Annotated in this window: 14 protein-coding genes; 6 read left to right on the forward strand and 8 right to left on the reverse strand. The window is 63.8% G+C overall.

Annotated elements, in window-relative coordinates; genetic code table 11:
- Nucleotides 1-62 precede the first annotated feature (62 nt).
- The 4 genes from RFN28_RS29245 to RFN28_RS29260 form a co-directional block, all read right to left on the reverse strand.
- Complete coding sequence (locus tag RFN28_RS29245; RefSeq protein WP_320290610.1) at nucleotides 63-1727, reverse strand: vWA domain-containing protein; 1665 nt, start codon at nucleotides 1725-1727, stop codon at nucleotides 63-65.
- Nucleotides 1728-1815: 88 nt separating this feature from the next.
- Nucleotides 1816-2814 carry a GlxA family transcriptional regulator gene (locus RFN28_RS29250; RefSeq protein WP_320290611.1) on the reverse strand — a complete coding sequence of 333 codons (999 nt, stop codon included), beginning with the start codon at nucleotides 2812-2814 and terminating at the stop codon, nucleotides 1816-1818.
- A 16-nt stretch (nucleotides 2815-2830) separates the two neighbouring features.
- Nucleotides 2831-3730, reverse strand: a complete 900-nt coding sequence (folD, locus tag RFN28_RS29255) for a bifunctional methylenetetrahydrofolate dehydrogenase/methenyltetrahydrofolate cyclohydrolase FolD (protein ID WP_320290612.1) — start codon at nucleotides 3728-3730, stop codon at nucleotides 2831-2833.
- 127 nt (nucleotides 3731-3857) lie between these two features.
- Nucleotides 3858-4592 (reverse strand): hypothetical protein, encoded by a 735-nt coding sequence (locus tag RFN28_RS29260; RefSeq protein ID WP_320290613.1) that lies wholly within the window; start codon nucleotides 4590-4592, stop codon nucleotides 3858-3860.
- Between the two features lie 395 nt (nucleotides 4593-4987).
- Between RFN28_RS29260 and proC the strand changes: the two genes are divergently transcribed.
- Nucleotides 4988-5803: a pyrroline-5-carboxylate reductase gene (gene proC, locus RFN28_RS29265; RefSeq protein ID WP_320290614.1), complete on the forward strand. Its 816-nt coding sequence runs from the start codon at nucleotides 4988-4990 to the stop codon at nucleotides 5801-5803.
- A gap of 12 nt (nucleotides 5804-5815) precedes the next feature.
- Here proC and RFN28_RS29270 read toward each other — a convergent pair whose 3' ends face one another.
- From RFN28_RS29270 to RFN28_RS29280, 3 genes are all read right to left on the reverse strand, one after another.
- The gene (locus tag RFN28_RS29270; protein WP_320290615.1) at nucleotides 5816-6208 is read right to left on the reverse strand and encodes a type II toxin-antitoxin system VapC family toxin; all 393 of its coding nucleotides are present in this window, start codon (nucleotides 6206-6208) and stop codon (nucleotides 5816-5818) included.
- Entirely contained in the window at nucleotides 6208-6450 is a 243-nt protein-coding gene (locus tag RFN28_RS29275; protein ID WP_040970444.1) for a type II toxin-antitoxin system VapB family antitoxin, read from the reverse strand. The genes RFN28_RS29270 and RFN28_RS29275 overlap by 1 nt, the downstream gene beginning before the upstream one ends.
- An 81-nt stretch (nucleotides 6451-6531) precedes the next feature.
- Nucleotides 6532-7845, reverse strand: a complete 1314-nt coding sequence (locus tag RFN28_RS29280; RefSeq protein ID WP_320290616.1) for an NAD(P)H-dependent oxidoreductase — start codon at nucleotides 7843-7845, stop codon at nucleotides 6532-6534.
- 517 nt (nucleotides 7846-8362) lie between these two features.
- On the opposite strand from RFN28_RS29280, the gene RFN28_RS29285 reads away from it, so the two are divergent.
- Genes RFN28_RS29285 through RFN28_RS29300 form a run of 4 tightly spaced genes read left to right on the forward strand, consistent with a single transcriptional unit; the run spans nucleotide 8363 to nucleotide 13919 of the window.
- Nucleotides 8363-9811, forward strand: a complete 1449-nt coding sequence (locus tag RFN28_RS29285; RefSeq protein ID WP_320290617.1) for a TolC family protein — start codon at nucleotides 8363-8365, stop codon at nucleotides 9809-9811.
- 39 nt (nucleotides 9812-9850) lie between these two features.
- Nucleotides 9851-11983, forward strand: a complete 2133-nt coding sequence (locus tag RFN28_RS29290; RefSeq protein WP_320290618.1) for a type I secretion system permease/ATPase — start codon at nucleotides 9851-9853, stop codon at nucleotides 11981-11983.
- A gap of 15 nt (nucleotides 11984-11998) precedes the next feature.
- The gene (locus RFN28_RS29295; RefSeq protein WP_320290619.1) at nucleotides 11999-13288 is read left to right on the forward strand and encodes an HlyD family type I secretion periplasmic adaptor subunit; all 1290 of its coding nucleotides are present in this window, start codon (nucleotides 11999-12001) and stop codon (nucleotides 13286-13288) included.
- Complete coding sequence (locus RFN28_RS29300; protein ID WP_320290620.1) at nucleotides 13278-13919, forward strand: ribbon-helix-helix domain-containing protein; 642 nt, start codon at nucleotides 13278-13280, stop codon at nucleotides 13917-13919. Before RFN28_RS29295 ends, RFN28_RS29300 begins: the two co-directional genes overlap by 11 nt.
- A gap of 1 nt (nucleotide 13920) precedes the next feature.
- On the opposite strand, the gene RFN28_RS29305 is transcribed toward RFN28_RS29300, so the two are convergent.
- On the reverse strand, nucleotides 13921-14892 hold the full coding sequence (locus RFN28_RS29305; protein WP_320290621.1) for a transglutaminase-like cysteine peptidase: 972 nt from the start codon (nucleotides 14890-14892) through the stop codon (nucleotides 13921-13923).
- Between the two features lie 324 nt (nucleotides 14893-15216).
- On the opposite strand from RFN28_RS29305, the gene RFN28_RS29310 reads away from it, so the two are divergent.
- Nucleotides 15217-18687 (forward strand): beta strand repeat-containing protein (locus tag RFN28_RS29310; protein WP_320290622.1); only part of this gene is annotated, 3471 nt, incomplete at its 3' end.

An 18687-nucleotide genomic window follows, 5' to 3' on the forward strand; every position in this document is an offset into this window, starting at 1 on the left:
TTTTCCACATTTGGTTAGAGGCTGGGCTCGGACTCGCCCTTTTTGCATTCGCACAGCAATCCTTACTGGACGGTGATCTCGGTCCGCGCGCCGGCCTTGATCGTCACCGGCACCTCCTTCTCCTGGCCTTCGGCTGACATGTGCCGGATGACGACATAGTCGCCGGCAGGGACCGTCTGCTGCCAGCTGTCGCCATAGCTTAAGCCCAGCGATTTGCGCTTGCCTTCGATATCCTTCTTCGACGACAGCACCTCGATCGAATAGGCGCCTGGCGCCGACATCGCCAGCACGCCGGCGTCGAGCGTGACCTTGATGTCCTGGTTGTCGCCGGCCTTGATGCTGAAGGGCTGTTCTGAGACGGCAAGATCGAGCGTGGTGAGCGCGACATAATCGTCCGGCGGCAGCCAGAACTTGCTGTCGGGACCGTAGGAATGCTCGACGCTTTCGCGCGAGCCGTCGATCTTCTTCTTGGCCTTGACGATCTCGAAGCCGATGCCGGAATTGTCGGCCTTGTCACCGCCGGCGGTGTAGTAGGCGTTGAGCACGGCATGGCCGACGCCGACGACGACATCCTTCTCGACCGTCTGCCCGGCGGCAAGCTGGACGGTCTCGGTCGCGGTGCCGGCGCCGATCTGCACCGTCACCTTCTGCTCGCCGGCGGGTACGGTCGCCTTGGCGTCGCCGTAATGGGTGGTGCTGCCGCCCGGATAGGCGAAGTCGACACGCGCCTCACCGCTGATCTCCGAGCCCTGGCTCGCATGCGGGTGGATGACCAAGGTGCCGGCGTTCAGGGTGAACAGCGGATCGTAGGTCTTGCCGGCCTCGATCTTGATCTTCTGCTCGCTCCTTGCCTCGTCGTCGCGCGCGATGACGATGTAGTCGCCCGGCTCAAGGTTGGTTTTGAGATCGCCATACTCGGTCATGACCTGATCGCCGCGCGTACCGTCCGTATCGGCTTTGTAGATCTCCCAGGCATTGCTGTTGTTGGAAATCTCGGAGCCGCCCTCGGCCATGACGACGCTCGGCGTGAAATTGAACGCAGGTTTGGCGGGTTCGGGCGCAGGCGCCGGTGCTGGGGCCGGAGCGGGCTCGGGCGCAGGAGCCGGTGCCGCAACCGTCTCGACCAGCGCTTGCTGCAGCGCCTTTTCGTCGGACGCCTGGATGTATTTGCCGCCCGTGTTCTCGGCCAGGCAGGCGATCTGCCTGCCTTCGTCGGCGCTCAAGCCGAAGCCGACCACATCGGCTCTGAAATCGACGCCGGTTTCCTTCAGCTCTTTGCCCAACGCACAAGGATCGCCGCCACAGGTCTCGAGCCCATCGGTGATGAGGACGACGGTGGCCTTGTCCTCAGTGTATTTCAGCGCCTCGGCCGCCTGCTTAACCGCCGCCGTCAGCGGCGTCTTGCCGAGGAATTTCATGCTGTCGGCGGCAGCCGAAATCGCGCTCGCCGAACCCGCCTGCGGCGGCACGATCAGCTCGATGTCCTCGCAGCTGCCCTTCTGGCGATGGCCATAGGCCATGAAACCGATCTCGTCGTCGGCCGGCACCGACTGCAGCACCGTGCGCAGCGATTCGCGCGCGATCTCGAGCTTCGGCTTGCCGTCGATCTGGGCCCACATGGAGCCCGATGCATCGAGAATGATGATGACCTTGTTGGCGGCAAAGCCAAAGCTGGTCATCGACAAAAGGAGGATCGCCGCAGCGACGCTCCGTGCCAGTCCCGCCATGAAAATCTCCTGAATGAGCCCCCTGTCCGCACCGGGAAAGCTATTTGACGCAACCCTCAGAGACAAGTCCGATGGCCGGCGAAGTCACTCAATAGGTGGTGCGGCGCTCTTCGGAGGGTGGGCGGCCGAACTGCAGCCGGTAGCTTTGCGCGAAATAGGAATGCGAGGTGAAGCCGGTGGCGATCGCCACGTCGAGGATCGGCATGTTGGTCTGGCGCAGCAATTCGCGCGCCCGCTCCAATCTCAGCCGCATGTAGTAGCGGCCGGGCGTGACGCTCAGATGGCGCAGGAACAGGCGCTCGACCTGGCGCACCGAAAGCCCTGCCGACTTGGCGAGCTGCACCGCCGACAGCGGCTCGTCGAGATGGTCGGCCATCAATTCGACGATGCGCCTCAGCTTCTCCGACTTGCCGGTGAGATCGCGCTCCGGCCCGACGCGCTGGCGGTCGCCGGCCGAACGGATGCGCTCGTGCTGGAACTGGTTGGCGACGCCATTGGCAAGATTGGAGCCGAAATCGCCGCGCACGATCTCCAGCATCAGGTCGATCGAGGTGGTGCCGCCGGCGCAGGTGTAGCGCTTGCGGTCGATCTCGAAGACATTGCCGGTGCAGGTAATGTCGGGGAAGCGCTCCATGAAGCCAGCGCGGTTTTCCCAGTGGATGGTGCAGCGATAGCCGTCGAGCTGTCCGGCCTCGGCCAGCAGATAGGAACCGACCGACAGCGCGCCGAGCGCATTGCCGCGCCGGCCCGAGCTGCGCAATGCCGCCAGCACCTTGCTCTTGCCGGGAAACTCGGTGGTGAGCCCGACCGAGACGAACAGGATGTCGACGGGCGGCATGTCGGCGACGGAATAGTCGATCTTGAGCGGCAGGCCGTTGGACGCCATGACCGCGTCGCCATCGGCCGAAATCGTCGTCCAGCCGTAGAAATCGCGGCCAAGCAGACGATTTGCCGAGCGGAAGCAGTCGATCGCCGCGGCCAGCGAGAACATCGAGAACTTGTCGACCAGCAGGAAGCCGAACTGGCGGCCGCCCTGAACGGGATCGTTCGTGACCGGCCGTTCGACGGGGACAATCAGGTTCGGCAAGGATCAAGCTTTCCGATCAGAAGGACGGCCGCTTCAACCCGGCCGCGAGGTAGGCGGAAGCTACAGTGTTGGCCATCAGCATGGCAATGGTCATCGGTCCGACGCCGCCGGGGACCGGCGTGATGGCGCCGGCGACCTTCGCCGCCTCGGCATAGGCCACGTCGCCGACCAGCCGCGACTTGCCTTCGCCCTTCTCGGGCGCGGGAACGCGGTTGATGCCGACATCGATGACGGTGGCGCCGGGCTTCACCCAATCGCCCCTGACCATTTCCGGACGGCCGACGGCAGCCACCAAAATATCGGCGGTGCGCGCCAGCGCCGGCAGGTCCCTGGTGCGGCTATGCGCAATGGTGACCGTGCAGTTGGCGGCAAGCAAGAGATTGGCCATCGGCTTGCCGACGATGTTGGAGCGGCCGACGACGACGGCATTGAGGCCGGAAAGATCCTTGCCGCGCACCCGCTCGATCAGCAGCATCGAGCCCGCCGGCGTGCAAGGCACGAAGGCAGTCTCCAGCTCGCCGGTGCCGATCTTGCCGACATTGATGAAGTGGAAGCCGTCGACGTCCTTCTCCGGCGCGATCGTCTGGATGACCTTGCCGGAATCGATATGGCCCGGAAGCGGCAGCTGCACGAGAATGCCGTGGATCGAGGGATCGGCGTTGAGGTCGCCGATGAGCTTCAGCAGCTGCTCCTCGGTGGTTTCGGCCGGCAGCGTGTGCTGAAGCGAAAGGAAGCCGCACTCCTTGGCCGTGCGCGACTTCGAGGCGACATACACCTGGCTCGCCGGATCCTCGCCCACGATCACCACCGCCAGGCCGGGCCTGGTTGCGCCCTTGGCCGACAGCTCGGCAGTCAGCGCCTTGACCTTGTTGACCACATTCTCGGCGACGCTCTTTCCGTCAATCACTTCGGCCATAATTCACCTTCAACACCGTTCGTTTGGGAACGGCATTTTCACGAAAATTCGGCCGGGCAATCCCGCCAAAGCGCCGTCGCATGCCGTAAACTCGAAACCGGCACGCTTTTAACCGGCAGGGAGCGTTTTAGAAATAGCGGCGGCGCGTGCGGCTTTCGGTCAGATCGCGCACCGCCTCGCGGAATTCGCGCAGGCCGGTCCGGATCTCGTCTATCTGGCTCTGCTGGTCGGCCTGCGGGGAGGCCGCTGCCGGCATTGGAGGCTGAGAATACGCATCGTCATGCGGGTCAGGCTGCTCGCAGTCCGGCTGATATGCAAAGGACATTCGCGCGGGCGGCGGCCGCACGTCACGCTGCTGCGGCTTTTCCGGATGGGAAGAACGAGCCTCCTGCACGCGCCGGGCGCTTTCACCTGGGACGGCACCTTTATCGGCCGGTTCAGCCGGCCCGCGACGCACAAGGTAGCGCAATGCCGAGGCCAGCGCCCGCAGGAACCCCGGGCGACTGACGTCATTGATCGCGGCCGGCGCGACGGGCGGTGCCGGAAGCGGCGATGCGATAGGCGAGCGTGTGATGCCGCGCACGACCTGCATCGGGTCGATCAGCGGCTTCCATTCCTGCGTGTCGGGATCGTCCCCAGCCGGCGGCCGGCTTGCGGAGCGAGGTTCGGCAAAGCGAGGTTCGAACGCGGCCGGCGAAGGATAATCTGGCTGCAGGGTCAGCCGCCATTCCCGCTCCAAGCGCGCGGCGCGGTGACGCGCTGCGGCGTCCTTGCGCCATGACGGGTCGGCTTTGTCGCCGATAGTGACAAGCGAAGCATCCGCGCTGTCCTCGCCACGCAGGACCTGGGCAAGCGCGAGCAAAGAGCGCTCGCGCCTCCAATCCTCATGGTTATCCCTGTCGACCATTGTCCTGGAACTTACTCTCTGGCGGCTTGCGGGCGGCGGTCGGCCAATCGTTAAGTCACGCTAAACAGGCATGGAAAACAAAAGGTTAATTTCGGGTTCGGGACGCACAGTATCTTGCCTCAATCCGCGGCGCTCCACGAACCGCCACCGAAGCCGCAGAACGGCGCGTTGGGCGCTTGCTAGAATGTCCGCTGATGTGCTCCAGCCGTTTTTATCTCCGCGGTTCCGGACGGATGATCGCTGCACTTTCTTCCCGGCATTGCCATCGTGCTGGCCGATCGATCTGCTTGAGACTGGACTTTCCCGCCGCCGCGCAAGCGTCTAAGGAAAGCTGTTTCATGGAGGCTCTCATGACCATCAGGCTCGTTCTCGCCGGTTGCGGCAACATGGGATACGCCATGCTCTCGGGCTGGCTGAAATCCGGCAAGCTGGAGCCGTCGGCGGTGTTCGTGGTCGAGCCCAATGCCGAATTGCGCAAGCGCGCCGAACACCTTGGCTGCAGCGCCGCCGCCGACGCTTCCGCCATTCCGGCCGATGCCGTGCCCGATCTCGTCGTCATCGCCGTGAAGCCGCAGGTCATCCGCGATGTGCTCGCTGCCTACAAGTGCTTCGCCGACGGCAGGACCACCTTCCTCAGCATCGCCGCCGGCACGCCGGTCGCTACCTTCGAGGAAATCCTCGGCGAGCTTGCGCCGATCATCCGCTGCATGCCGAACACGCCGGCGGCGATCGGCAAGGGCATGATGGTGGTGTTTTCCAACCCGCTGGTCCTGGACGACGTCAGGCGCTTCGTCGCCGAGCTGCTTTCGGCGAGCGGTGTCGTCACGACGATCGACGATGAGGGCCTGATGGATGCCGTAACCGCGGTCTCCGGCTCCGGCCCGGCCTACATCTTCCATTTCATCGAAGCGCTGACGGTGGCCGCCGAGAAGGCCGGGCTGCCGGCCGAGACAGCCAAGCTGCTCGCCATGCAGACCGTTTATGGCGCCGCCTCGCTTGCCGCCGAAAGCGACGAGGAGCCGGGCGTCCTGCGCCAGCAGGTCACCAGCCCGAACGGCACGACAGCCGCGGCACTTGCGGTGCTGATGGGCGAAGACCGGCTGACGAAGCTTTTGACCGACGCGGTGGAAGCGGCGCGGCTCAGGTCGATAGAGCTGGGGAAGTGAATTTCGTTCCGATCACGCGAGATCGGTGTGCGAAAAGTCATTGCCCTTGTAGAGCAAGGCCATTCCGCGACTTTTCGCCGAAGCATATGACAGGCAGTCGGCGAGGTTGAGTTGGGCCGGATGGCCGCGACCCTTCCCATAATCACAAAAGGCCCGGATCGCGAGTTTCGCATCGCCGCTTTCGATCGGGACGACTTCGATTTCGGCCTCTCGAAGAAAGGCCTCGATCGCTGTTTCCGCCACGATGGGTTCCACCGCCAGCAGCGAGGAGAGTCGCATCGCAGCCTCCAGCATAACCAGTGGGGACGTTATCCTCCTTGGTGACTTCTCGATCTTGCTGCTCCACTCGGCGGCGTCGTCCTCACCTGCCAGGATTGCGACAACCACCGACGTGTCGACGAACATCAGGAATGTCCCCACATCTCGTCGATCTCATCCTTGCTCAAGGCCCTGCCGCCGTTGCCTGCCTTGGATCTGAAGTCTTGTGAAATGGCGGCCAGCCGCTCAGCCAGCGGAATTTGTTCGCGCCCGCGCTGCAGCTCGGATTCGAGCGCTTCGATGACCGCTTCGGTCATCGAGATCTTGCGCCTTTCAGCCAGCTGCCGGGCGAGTTCCCTTGCCCGCGGGTCCCGTATCTGAAGATTCATCTGAACGATCTCCTGTCTTTGCCACTACAATATAGTGAATTTGTCATGACAAAGCGAGTGCAGTCGGCGGGCTGAGGAGAATCAGACTCCGTACAGCAACTCGTCCTGCAGTCGGCGCAGGGCGTATAGCCGCGTCGTCTCGTCGGGGGCGGCATTGTCTGCGGTCAGCAGTTCGCCCTTCCTGACCGGCTTCAGCACCTTGCCCCCTTCGAGCAGCCCGACCGGCACGGCGCGGCTGGCGCGGGCGTCGGCGACCGTCATGGTCCAGGAGCGGTAGCAGGTCTCGCCGATAGCGTCGAAGGTCTCGCCGGCGGCAAGATCGCGCTTGGCGACGGCACAGACCTCGGCCACTGGGTTCGGCAACGGCACCATGTCGGGCTTGCCGTAGAGCATGATGCGCGCCGCCGTCAGCGGTACCTCCAGAGAGGTTAGATGGTAGGGCCTGAAGAAGCTGTAATAGGGGCCGTGGCCGACATGGAGGTCATCCATGCGCTCGACGACGCGCGGATGCATCGCCTCGACGATGACGAAGACGCCAGGCGCCACGCCCTTGCCGATGGTGTAGTCGACGACGCCTTTCTTCGACAGGATGCCGCCGTCCTCACGCGGGACGAGCACCTTGGCGAGCTGGTCGCGGTCGGCCTTGGGACCATGCATGCCTGGAACATCGGGCACCAGGCCGGTGGCGTTGGCGATGGCGCACATCTCGACCATGGTCTTCGAACCGTCGACGAACTCGACCAGCATGCGCGGGTTCATGTTGCGGCGCAGCGCTTCTTCCCGATAATCATCGGGAACGGCGTCGTGGTTGAGCGGGTTGTTCTTGCCCTTGCCGGCCGAGACGATGGTGTAGCCGAGCGCCGAGGCGAACTCGATCAGTTCCATGCAGCTCGACGGCTCGTCGCCGGCGCCGACCGAATAGACCACGCCCAGCCGGTCGGCCTGCTGCTTGAGGTAGCAGCCGATGGTGACGTCGGCCTCGACATTCATCATCACCAGATGCTTGCCATGCTCCATGGCCATCAGGTCGAAATCGGCGGCGACGCCGGGCTTTCCCGTCGCGTCGATGACGACGTCTATCAGCGGATTGGTGACCAGCATCTCGTTCGAGGTGATGGCGATCCTGCCGCTCTCGATCGCCTGGCTGACCTTGGAGGCGGTGTCGGCTTCGGCAGCCATCGCGTCATCGCCGTAGGCGACGCGAATCGCGTCGCGAGCCGTGTGCGGGCGGCGCGTGGAGATGGCCGCGACCGAAATGCCCGGCATCAGCATGCCCTGGGTCACCAGATCGGTGCCCATCTCGCCGGAGCCGATAACGCCGATGCGCACGGGACGGCCCTCGGCGGCGCGCCGGGTGAGATCACGGGCAAGCCCGGTCAGAGCGACATTTGTCATATAAGAACGTCCATCTCTTTGCTCCGGCCCGCAATACAGGGAACGATCCCCGTTTGCCAACAAAACCAGCCGCAGATGGCAATTTGCGGCGCTCACTTTGCAGAATCGCAGCAGATTTCCCGCAGCATTCGAGCCTTCGCGGCGTGGCGGCATCGAGTTACCGAGGAAGCTGCCCCCCAAAGGGAAAGGGACGATTTAGTTCACGTCAAAAGCCGACCCCGGCGCCGGTTGCCGGTCGCCTCGAGTGATTCCTCATGCGCGTTTGCAATTCGTTAAGAAAACTCACAGTTGCGGCCGTTTTCAACCGAACCACGATCCGGAAGGGCACCGTTTCTGTGCCATTTTTGCTACAACCGCTGGGTCTAATGGCTGAAAACTTCACTTTTGATGGTCTCTCGATCGATAAGCACTCACATCTTCGAAAAATCTGCTAGATACTGCCCCAAGGCTCCGGTGGCAGGCTTGGGCAAATAAGCGCCGAAGAACTATAGGGCGCGGGGATAGTTACGGGGTAGAAATGACCAGGACGGGTAAAGTGACCGTCGGCTGGCGGTTTGCGCTTGCCATAACGGTATCTATGCTTGCTTGCGGAAGCGCAAGCGCACTCACGCTCAAGGAGGCCGTAGCAGTCGCTGTCGAGTCCAACCCTGAGATTGGGCAGGCGATCGAAAACCGCGAAGCCATCGAATTCGAGCTGCGCCAGGCCAAGGGCCTTTATCTTCCCAGTGTCGACCTGGAAGCGTCGACCGGCGTTCGCCGCCTCGACAATTCTTCCCGGCGTGCGCTGGACGAGCAACACGACGCTCTCTACCCGAACGAGGCCGACCTCTCGGTCACGCAGACGCTTTATGACAGCGGGGCAAGGCGGGCGGAATTGGATCGCCAGGCCTCGCGCGTGGACGGGGCATCGTTTAGGGTGCTGGAACGGTCCGAATTCATCGGGCTTTCCGTCGTCCAGGATTATCTCGAATACATGCTGCAGACGTTGATCGTCGGCGAAGCGAAGAAGAACCTCGCCTTCCATCAGTCTATACTCGGCGACATCAAGCAGGGCATCGCGGGCGGCGCGCTGAACGACGCCGACAAACAGCAGGCGGAAGAGCGCCTCTATGCCGCGAAGGCGCGGATGCAGGAGGCCACGGAAGAACTGGAGGCGGCCAAGATCCGCTTCTTTAAGAATGTGGGCAAGCCGCTGACCAGTCCGTCGCGGCCGGCCGATGTCGCCGGCGCGCTGCCGCGCTCGCTCGATGACGCGATCGGGCTCGCCAGGCAGAACAATCCTCGCGTCCACATGGCCAACAGCGACATCGACGCCGCCGCCTCGCTGGTCAACGCCGCGCGGGCGAAATACGGCCCCACAATTACCGCCGAGGGTGTTGCCCGGGGCGGATATGACATCGACGGCGACAATGGCGACACCAGCGACCTGCATGCCCGGGTCGTGCTGCGCTGGAACCTTTATCGCGGCGGCATCGACAAGGCCAACGAGCAGGAGCAGATCCGCCGCACGAGCGAGCAGCGTCTTGCGCTGCATCAGGTGCTGCGCGAGATCGAGGAAGCCGTCCGCACATCGTGGGACCGTCGCTTCCGCCAGGCGGAACTCGCACAGACGCTGCGGCTGCAGGCAGCCACCAACGAAAAGCTGGTCGCTTCCTACCGCGAGCAGTTCAAGGTCGGACAGCGCTCGCTGCTCGACGTGCTCGACGCGCAGAACACGCGTTTCAACACCGCAACGCTGGCCGACACCTCGTCTTATGCGTCGCTGTTTGCCGAATACCGGCTGCTGGCTGCGACCGGGCAGCTGCTGAAGACGCTGAACATCCAGCCGCCCAAGCAGGCCGCGGCCTACGCACAGACGGAATTCGGCGTGCCGGCGACGGCCGATACCGAAACCTATGCGCGCACTCCGTCGGAGCAGAAGAACGATCTGCCGTTCGACATCCTCGCGCCGGTCAGGAAGAAGTAGCCGATGTAAGCATCGATCTCTGTTCCTTCGGGGCGGATCGTGAACCAACAACCTAACATCGTCTCGCCCAAGGAGGCTTTCAAAGCCTGCTTTTCGGCGATCGCAGCCTATCTAGGCCGGCCGAGCGCGGAGACCGTGCTGTTTGCCGGGGTGCCGATTTCGGACACGCGCATCGCGCCGGACGACATCAGGCACCTTGCCGAGCGCATCGGCCTCGAGGTCCAGGCGTTCAGCCATCGCGATTTCGTGCGCGGCCGCGTCGATCTTCCGGCCATCGTCTTCCGCACCAATCAGCCGCCTGTCGCACTGCTCGCCGAGACCGAAACCGGGCAATATCTGACGGCTCCGCAGGAAAACGGCCGCACCGCAATCGGCAAATCGGAGCTCGCAGAGAGCTATATCAGCGGCGGCGCCTCCTTCTCGATTACCTATGCCAACACCGCCGAGGAGATGAGGGTCGGCACGGCGCCGAGAATCGAAAGGCGCCATTGGCTGACCGGAACGATGGGTGCGTTCTGGCGCACCTATTCGAAGGTGGTGCTGTCGGCGATCTTCATCAACATGCTGGCGATCGCCTCGCCGATCTTCACCATGAACGTCTACGACCGCATCCTGCCGAACAAGGCGATCGCGACGCTCTGGGTGCTGGCGCTCGGAATCGGCGCCGCGATCCTGTTCGACCTCTTGCTGAAGACGGCCCGCGCCTCGCTCATCGACTATGCCGGGCGCAAGGCGGATCTCAGGATCTCCTACCTGCTGTTTGAGAAAGTGCTCAACTCGTCCCTGTCGGCGCGGCCGGGATCGACGGGCGAATATGCGAACCGCGTGACGCAGTACGAGTTCGTGCGCGAGTTCTTCACCTCGAACACCATCAGCGTCTTCATCGACACCGTTTTCGTCTTCGTCTTCTTGGCTGTCATCTATGCCATCGGCGGCTGGCTGGTGATCATACCGGCCCTCGCCTTCGTCATCGCCGTCATTGTCGGACTGGTGACGCAGCGCCGCATCGGCAGGCGGGTCGCCGCCTCGATGAACGAAGCCTCGCAGCGCCAGGCGCTTCTCGTCGAATCCATCTCCACGCTGGAGACGATCAAGTCGCTGCGCGCCGAGGCCTATTTGCTGCGCAAATGGGGCGAGCACTCCAAGAACGCGGCCAACACGTCGGAGAAGATCAAGGAGCTTTCGGCCGCCGCCGGCAATATCACCGGCGCCATCCAGCAGCTCGTGACCGTTGCGCTGGTGGTTGGCGGCGCCTATGCCTTCGCGGACGGCCAGGTCTCGACAGGCGCGATCATCGGCACCGTCATGCTGGCGGGCCGCGCGGTCGCGCCGCTGGGCCAGATCGCCATCACGCTTGCCCGCTTCCGCCAAGCCATGCTGTCGCTCAGGATCATCAACACGATCATGTCGCAGCCGGAGGACCGGCCCGATACGGTCGGCTTCGTCAACCGGCCGATCCGCACCGGAGCCATCCTGTTCAAGAATGTCGGCTTCGCCTATCCGGGCACCGAAAACGAGGTTCTGAGCGGGCTCAACATCGCGATCAGGCCCGGCGAACGGGTCGGCATCATCGGCCGCATCGGCTCTGGCAAGACGACGATGGGCCGCCTGGTCGGCCGGCTCTTCCTGCCGACCTCTGGCGAGTTGCTCATCGACGGCATCGACATGCGCCAATATCACCCGTCGGAAGTCCGCGCCGCGGTCGGCATCGTCGCGCAGGCCGGCGACCTGTTTTCGGGCACCATCAAGGAAAACCTCTTGATGGCAGCTCCCGAAGCGACCGACGACGAGATCATCGATGCCGCGAAGGCCGCGGGCGTCGACGACTTCGTCTCGCGCCATCCGCGCGGCTACGACATGAATGTCGGCGAGCGGGGCACCAATCTCTCCGGCGGCCAGCGGCAGGCGGTGGCGATAGCGCGACTGCTTCTGACCAAGCCGAAGATCGTCTTCCTGGACGAGCCGTCGGGCTCGATGGACCTCGCCTCGGAGCGGCAGTTGATAAAGCAGCTCAAGGTCGCGTTCGACCGCAACACGACGCTGATCGTGTCGACCCACCGCTACAGCATGCTGGAGCTCGTCGACCGCCTCATCGTCATCGAGCAGGGCCGCGTGGTCGCGGACGGAGCAAAGGAACAAGTTATCCAGGCATTGCAAAAGGCAAATGCCTGATTGGGGCGTTGGGGAATGCTTGCAAAAGAAGATCGGCCGCCGCTTTTCGCATCGGCGTCCGTCTACATCATAGGGGCCCTGTTTGTGGCCTTCACCGCCTGGGCATCCTTTGCCGAGGTCGACGAGATTGCGCGCGGCGACGGCAAGGTCATTCCCGCCTCCAAGACGCAGATCATCCAGGCGAGCGAGCCTGGCGTGGTGCAGGAAATCGCCGTCAAGATCGGCCAGACCGTCAGGAAGAACGATCTGATCATCCGGCTCGACAACTCAGGCAACACCTCTAGCCTGGGCGAGGAGCAGGCCAAGGCGCGGGCGCTGCAGGCACGCGTCGCCAGGCTGAAATACGAGCAGAGCGGCAATGTCGAAGGGTCGTTTCCCTGTCCGGCCGACATCCAAAAAGTCGCGCCGGAAATCTGCGACAACGAGCAGAAGCTGCTGGTCGCGCGGCGCGAGAACTTCGAAGTGAAGCTCTCGGTGCTCAAATCGCGCCTCGACCAGCGCGAGAAGGAGCTTGACGAGGCGACCGCCAATTCCGACCGCCTGTCGAAGAGCTTGGCCGTGAGCGACCAGGAAACGGCGCTGGTCGAATCCATGGTCAAGAAGGGCCTGATGGCCAGGACCGAGCAGATCCGTGTCGAGCGGGAGCAGACCGACCTTCATGGGCAGCTCAACCTTGCGGGCGAGACCATCAAGAAGGCGCAGGCGGCGATCACCGAGGCGCAGCTGCAGGTCAATGAGCTTGGGCTGCAGCTGCAGCAGGAAGCGCTGAGCGACCTGACGCAGGCGCTGGCCGACCTGTCAGTGGTCGACGAAACCATTCGCGGCGCCACCGACAAGGTAGCAAGGACCGACATCCGCTCGCCCGTCGACGGCATCGTCAACACGCTCGACGTCAACACGCTCGGCGCCTTCGTACAGCCTGGCGCTGTGGTGGCCGGCATCGTGCCGACTTCCGAGACGCTACTGGTCGAGGCGCGGGTTTCGCCACGCGACGTTGCCTTCATTCAGCCGGACCAGGACGCGCTGATCAAGGTCACGGCCTATGATTTTTCGATCTTCGGCGGCATCGAAGGCAAGGTCTCGAACATAACCGCCGACAGCCTGGTGGACCAGAAGACGGGCGAGCCCTATTACCAGGTTCGCGTCGCGACCGAAAAATCGACGCTGCAAAGGAACGGCAAGACCTATTCGATCATTCCGGGCATGATCTGCTCGGTCGATATCAAGACCGGGCGCAAGACGATCCTCAACTATCTTTTGAAGCCCATCAACAAGGCGCGGCAGGAGGCGATGAGTGAGCGATAGCGCCGCACGCCCCGAACCCCAGCGCGAACGGCTGCTGCCGTGGCTTGCGGCCGAGGATTTCGGCCCGGAGTTCCGGGTCGTGGCGCGCGGCGGCGTGCGCCGCGGCATCCGGCTGGAGCGTGCCTTCTGGGCCTCGCTGAAGCAGATGGCCGAAAGCCGCAAATGCACGATCGGCATGCTGGTCGAGGAGATCGCCGAGACCCATCCCGACCAAGGCAACCTCACCTCGGCGATCAGGGTCGCGTGCATGCGCGGGCTGGCCGAGGAAAGCATGGAGCTGCGCAAGCTCGCCTCGATCCGGACGATCAATGCGATCCTGGTCGCCTGCCCCTCGCCCGCCTTCGCGCTGGCGTCGTCAAAGAAGATCCTGGCGTTCAACACGGCGTTCCAGCAATTGGTCAGGCGTCAGTTGCCGAACGCACCAAGCGACGACGGCCGACAGGACCTCAAGCTGGCGCTGGACCTGAACGTCATCGACATCTTCGCCCGGCTCGATGCCAACAGCGAGACGCCCGTCACCACCGGGTTCGTCATCGGCGCCGGCGAACGCCGCTACCGCGGCCAGCTCAGCGCCGTGCGCGCGCCGGTGGCCGAGCCGGAACTGCTGATGGCTTTCGTCTTCAACGGCTAATCTATTCCGAACCCGTGCTTGCGCTTGCAGGCGTCACATCCAGACCAGGCGAAGACCCTTCGCCGGGCGCCACCGTCGCGAAACCGCCGGCGATATCGGCGATCTGCGCGCCCGATTTCGAGCCGTGGATCCAGGCGCGATCGGTGCTGAAGGAATAGAGCGGAACATAGTCCGGAAGATCGCTGTCCATCGCCACATTGTTGCTGAGGCTGTCCAGGATGAAGGCGCCGCTTCCGGTGCTCACCGACAACACGGCGTGGAAGAATTTCCGGCGGCGGTCCTGCAGCACCACGAGCGACATGCTCTCTCCCGGGATACCCGCGCGCAGCAGCGCCGCCATCTTCAGGATGGCGAAATCCTCGCAGTCGCCGGCGCGATGCTCGAGGATCTCAGAGGGCTTTGCCCAGTAGTCGAGCTTGCCGTAGACGGCCATATCCGACTTGTAAGCGATCAGCCGGTTGATGCTGCTGTTGACGAAGGACAGCTTGTCGCGAAAACCCTTCCTGCCAGCAATGTTGATGATCTCTCCAAAAGCCGCGTTCTCGTGGTCGCAGGCGCTGCCCGGCGTGCAATCGACGATCGCCTTGTAGACGGGCGCCCAGCGCGCGGCGACCGGGAAGTTGTGCATGGACAAGGCCACCGACCCGAACACGCCCGGAATGATTGCCGCGGTCTGGATCGGGTCGATGCCGGGGGCGGCCTCGGCTGTCGCGGAACTCATCGCGGGATAAGCCTCGAGTGGCCTATAGGCGCTGACGACGCCGGTTATCCGGTAGGCGGCAGCGGGCTGCCAAGGCTGCAATCTGGCCAGCGAAACGCCGCCGAGAAGGACCGGCGCGGGCACCGCTTGCCGAGCCGGATTTGCGACGGAAATCGTGCTGGCCGACGATGAATTTGGCAGACCGGCGAGGCCGATTGCCAGCAGGAGAATCTTGATCCCTAAAGTCCTCGGGACAGCTTTTTTTATTTTCATGACGCCCACCTTTGACTGTGGACGCTACCAATCTTGTCTCAAATTATCGGAAAGGAAGGTGGGTAAAGTTCCGCGAATCAGTTTGTTCTTATTTCTGTCAAATTTTATTCGAATTTATACTTTCATTTACCAAACCGGAGCCGCTCGTGAAAGTCGGCCCGGCGTCGTTTCCGGAGACACATAACCGGATATATCGCGGCGGTTTACCAAGTGTAAAAAAAGCAAATCTCTACATATTCAAGTATATGAAATAGGTTGAAGGTCTGTTGCAAAGTTCGGGCCCCGCATGTCTCTTGCCGGGAAATGCCGAAGGGGGCTTGAGCTATGACGACCAGTATCGAATTCGACACCGTTTCCAATTCCGGGGACGAGCACGCGACTGTTGGCGAACATCCGATCTCGGCGGGTGTCCAGGTGGCGCAGGCCGCCAGTGGCCAGGCCGCGAGTGAGCCGGTGCCGGTCGATGTCGGCAGCGGTGCGCCGGCGCAGGGCGCGGGCAATGCTCAGGGAGCAAACGCGCAGGGTGCAAACCAGCCGGCGGCCGCCGCCAACACTCCTGCCGCCAACGCTCCTGCTGCAAACGCGCCGGCGGCTAATACCGCCGCTTCGAACGTTCCGCATGAATATCACGCCGAAGCCGGCAATGTCGTGAAGCTTCCGGCCAACGTCTCGATCGACAACATCAAGGTCGACGGTCACAACCTCGTGCTGGTGCAGCCCGACGGTTCCGAGATCGTCATCAAGGACGGCGCGCTCAACGTTCCGACCTTCATCATCGGCGACGTCGAGGTGCCGCGCGTCGCCCTGATCGCAGCCCTGGAATCAAGCCACGTCAATGTCGCCTTCGGCGCCGACGGCTCGATCACCGCCGGCGGAAACGGCGCGCCTGGCAGCGCCGGCGGCAATTTCGACCATCCCGCAGGCGGGATCGGCGACGGATTCGGCCTGACGGCACTGCTGCCGCCGACGGACCTGGCGTTCGGGCAACTGGATCATCGCGAACTGTTTCCGGGACTGCCGAACCACACGCCCTCGATCCTGGACCTGACGCCTGCGGTCGATGGGGGCGACACCACCGTCAATGAAAAGGGCCTGCCGGCAAACTCAGGCTCGGAAGGCTCGGGCGAAGCGCAAAATCCCGCTCCAAACACCGACCAGTCCGAGATCAACACGGGCACCTTCACCATTAGCTCGCCCGACGGCATCGGCTCGGTGACTATCAACGGCCAGGTGATTTCGGGCGCCGCGCTTGCCAACAGCGGATCGACGCCGATCGAAATCACGACGCCGCTCGGCAACACGCTGACCATCAACGGCTACGACGCCGCCACCGGCCAGGTGAGCTACACCTACACGCTGCTTCACAGCGAGCCTCACCCCGGCGCTGGAATCGATTCCATCTTTGACAACATGACGGTGACAGTCACCGACACGGACGGCGACGTCTCGGCCCCCGGCACGCTGTCGGTCCAGATTGTCGACGATGTGCCGACGGCACATGCCGATACGGACGCGGCGCAGTCCGGCGAGACGGTGACGGGCAATGTCGAGACGGGGACGAGCACCCACGGGACCGGCGCAGCGGACACGGCGGGAGCGGACGGGATCGCGTCGATCACGTGGACGAACGCTGTGACGAACGGCGGCGTGACGACGGTAACGGGCGCGCACGGCGTGCTGACGGTCTACGCCAATGGCGATTACAGCTATCACGCCAACCCGAACGGGGGGACGGGCAATGACGTGTTCACCTACACGATCACGGACGGGGACGGCGACACCTCGCCGGCAACACTGACGATCGCGGTGACGAACGGGCAGCCGCAGCCGGTTGCGGCCACGGCGCAGGTCGACGAGGCGGCGCTGGACACCAGCGCCACCGGCGACCTGGCGGCTTCGGCGGTGACGGGGTCGAACCCGTCGAGCACGGCCGAGACGGTGTCGGGCACCTTGACGCTTGGGGACGCCGACACCCCGCATGTGACCAACATCCAAGGCGCGACCTCGTCGGCCGTCGGCGGTAGTGCGGTCACCGTGCAGGGCAGCTACGGCGTGCTGCAGATCGACCAGGACGGTCACTACACCTACACGCTGACGACGCCCTTCACCACGAACCCGGCCGCCGACAACGGCACCGAGACCGAGCCCGGCAAGGACGTCTTCACCTATACGGTGACCGACGCTTACGGCAACACCTCGACCTCGACCATCACCATCGACATCAAGGACGATGTGCCTACGGCGCAGAACGACGCCAACAGCGCGCAGTCGGGCCAGACCGTAACCGGCAATGTCGAGACCAATGACACGGCCGGCGCCGACGCCATCGCCTCGATCGCCTGGAACAGTGCATCGGGCAATACGGTGACCGGCGCTCACGGCACGCTGACCTTCGGCACCGACGGCTCCTACAGCTACCATGCCAACCCGAACACCGCGACGGGCACCGACACCTTCACCTACACCATCACCGACGGTGACGGCGACACCTCGACCGCGACCCTCACCATCACCGTGACCAACGGCCAACCGCAGCCAGTCGCGGTAACGCAGACCGTTGATGAGGCGGCGCTGGACACCAGCGCCACCGGCGACCTGGCGGCTTCGGCGGTGACGGGGTCGAACCCGTCGAGCACGGCCGAGACGGTGTCGGGCACCTTGACGCTTGGCGACGCCGACACCCCGCATGTGACCAACATCCAAGGCGCGACCTCGTCGGCCGTCGGCGGTAGTGCGGTCACCGTGCAGGGCAGCTACGGCGTGCTGCAGATCGACCAGGACGGTCACTACACCTACACGCTGACGACGCCCTTCACCACGAACCCGGCCGCCGACAACGGCACCGAGACCGAGCCCGGCAAGGACGTCTTCACCTATACGGTGACCGACGCTTACGGCAACACCTCGACCTCGACCATCACCATCGACATCAAGGACGATGTGCCGACGGCGCAGAACGACGCCAACAGCGCGCAGTCGGGCCAGACCGTGACCGGCAACGTCGAAACCAATGACACGGCCGGCGCCGACGGCATCGCCTCGATCGCCTGGGATAGTGCATCGGGCAACACGGTCACCGGCACCCACGGCACGCTGACCTTCGGCACCGACGGGTCCTACAGCTATCAGGCCAACCCGAACACCTCGGGCACCGACACCTTCACCTACACCATCACCGACGGTGACGGCGACACCTCGCAGGCCACGCTCACCATCACCGTGGCGGGCAGCGCACCTTCCGTCACGCCAGAGACCGCGACGGTTGACGAAGCGGCGCTGGACACGATTACCAACCCGGGCGATCTCGGCCACGGATCGGTGACCGGGTCGAACCCGAGCTCGACGGCAGAAACGACGACGGGGACCCTGACCTTCTCGGATCCCGATGGCCCGGTTACCGTGACCGGTGTGGCGGCCGGCAATAGCGGCGGTGCCGACGTAAGCGGCAATGTCTCAACAACGATCGCCGGGACATACGGACTGCTGACCGTCGATGCGGCGGGCCACTACACCTACACGCTGACGACGCCGTACACGACGAACCCGGTTGCCAACAACGGTGCCGAGGTCGAGCCGGGCAAGGATGTGTTCACCTTCACGGTGACGGATGGACTGGGCAACACCTCTACGTCCACGATCTCGATCGACATCAAGGATGATGTGCCTTCGATCACGCTGAGCGGGACGCAGCCGACGCTGTCGGTTGACGAGAGCTACCTGGCCAACGGCTCGACGCCGAACCCGGCCAATACGGTCTCGACCGGCAACTTCGCCGGCGCCTTCACCACGGTGCAG

It is taken from the genome of Mesorhizobium album, from assembly GCF_033977205.1.
Classification (GTDB): Bacteria; Pseudomonadota; Alphaproteobacteria; order Rhizobiales; family Rhizobiaceae; genus Mesorhizobium; species Mesorhizobium album.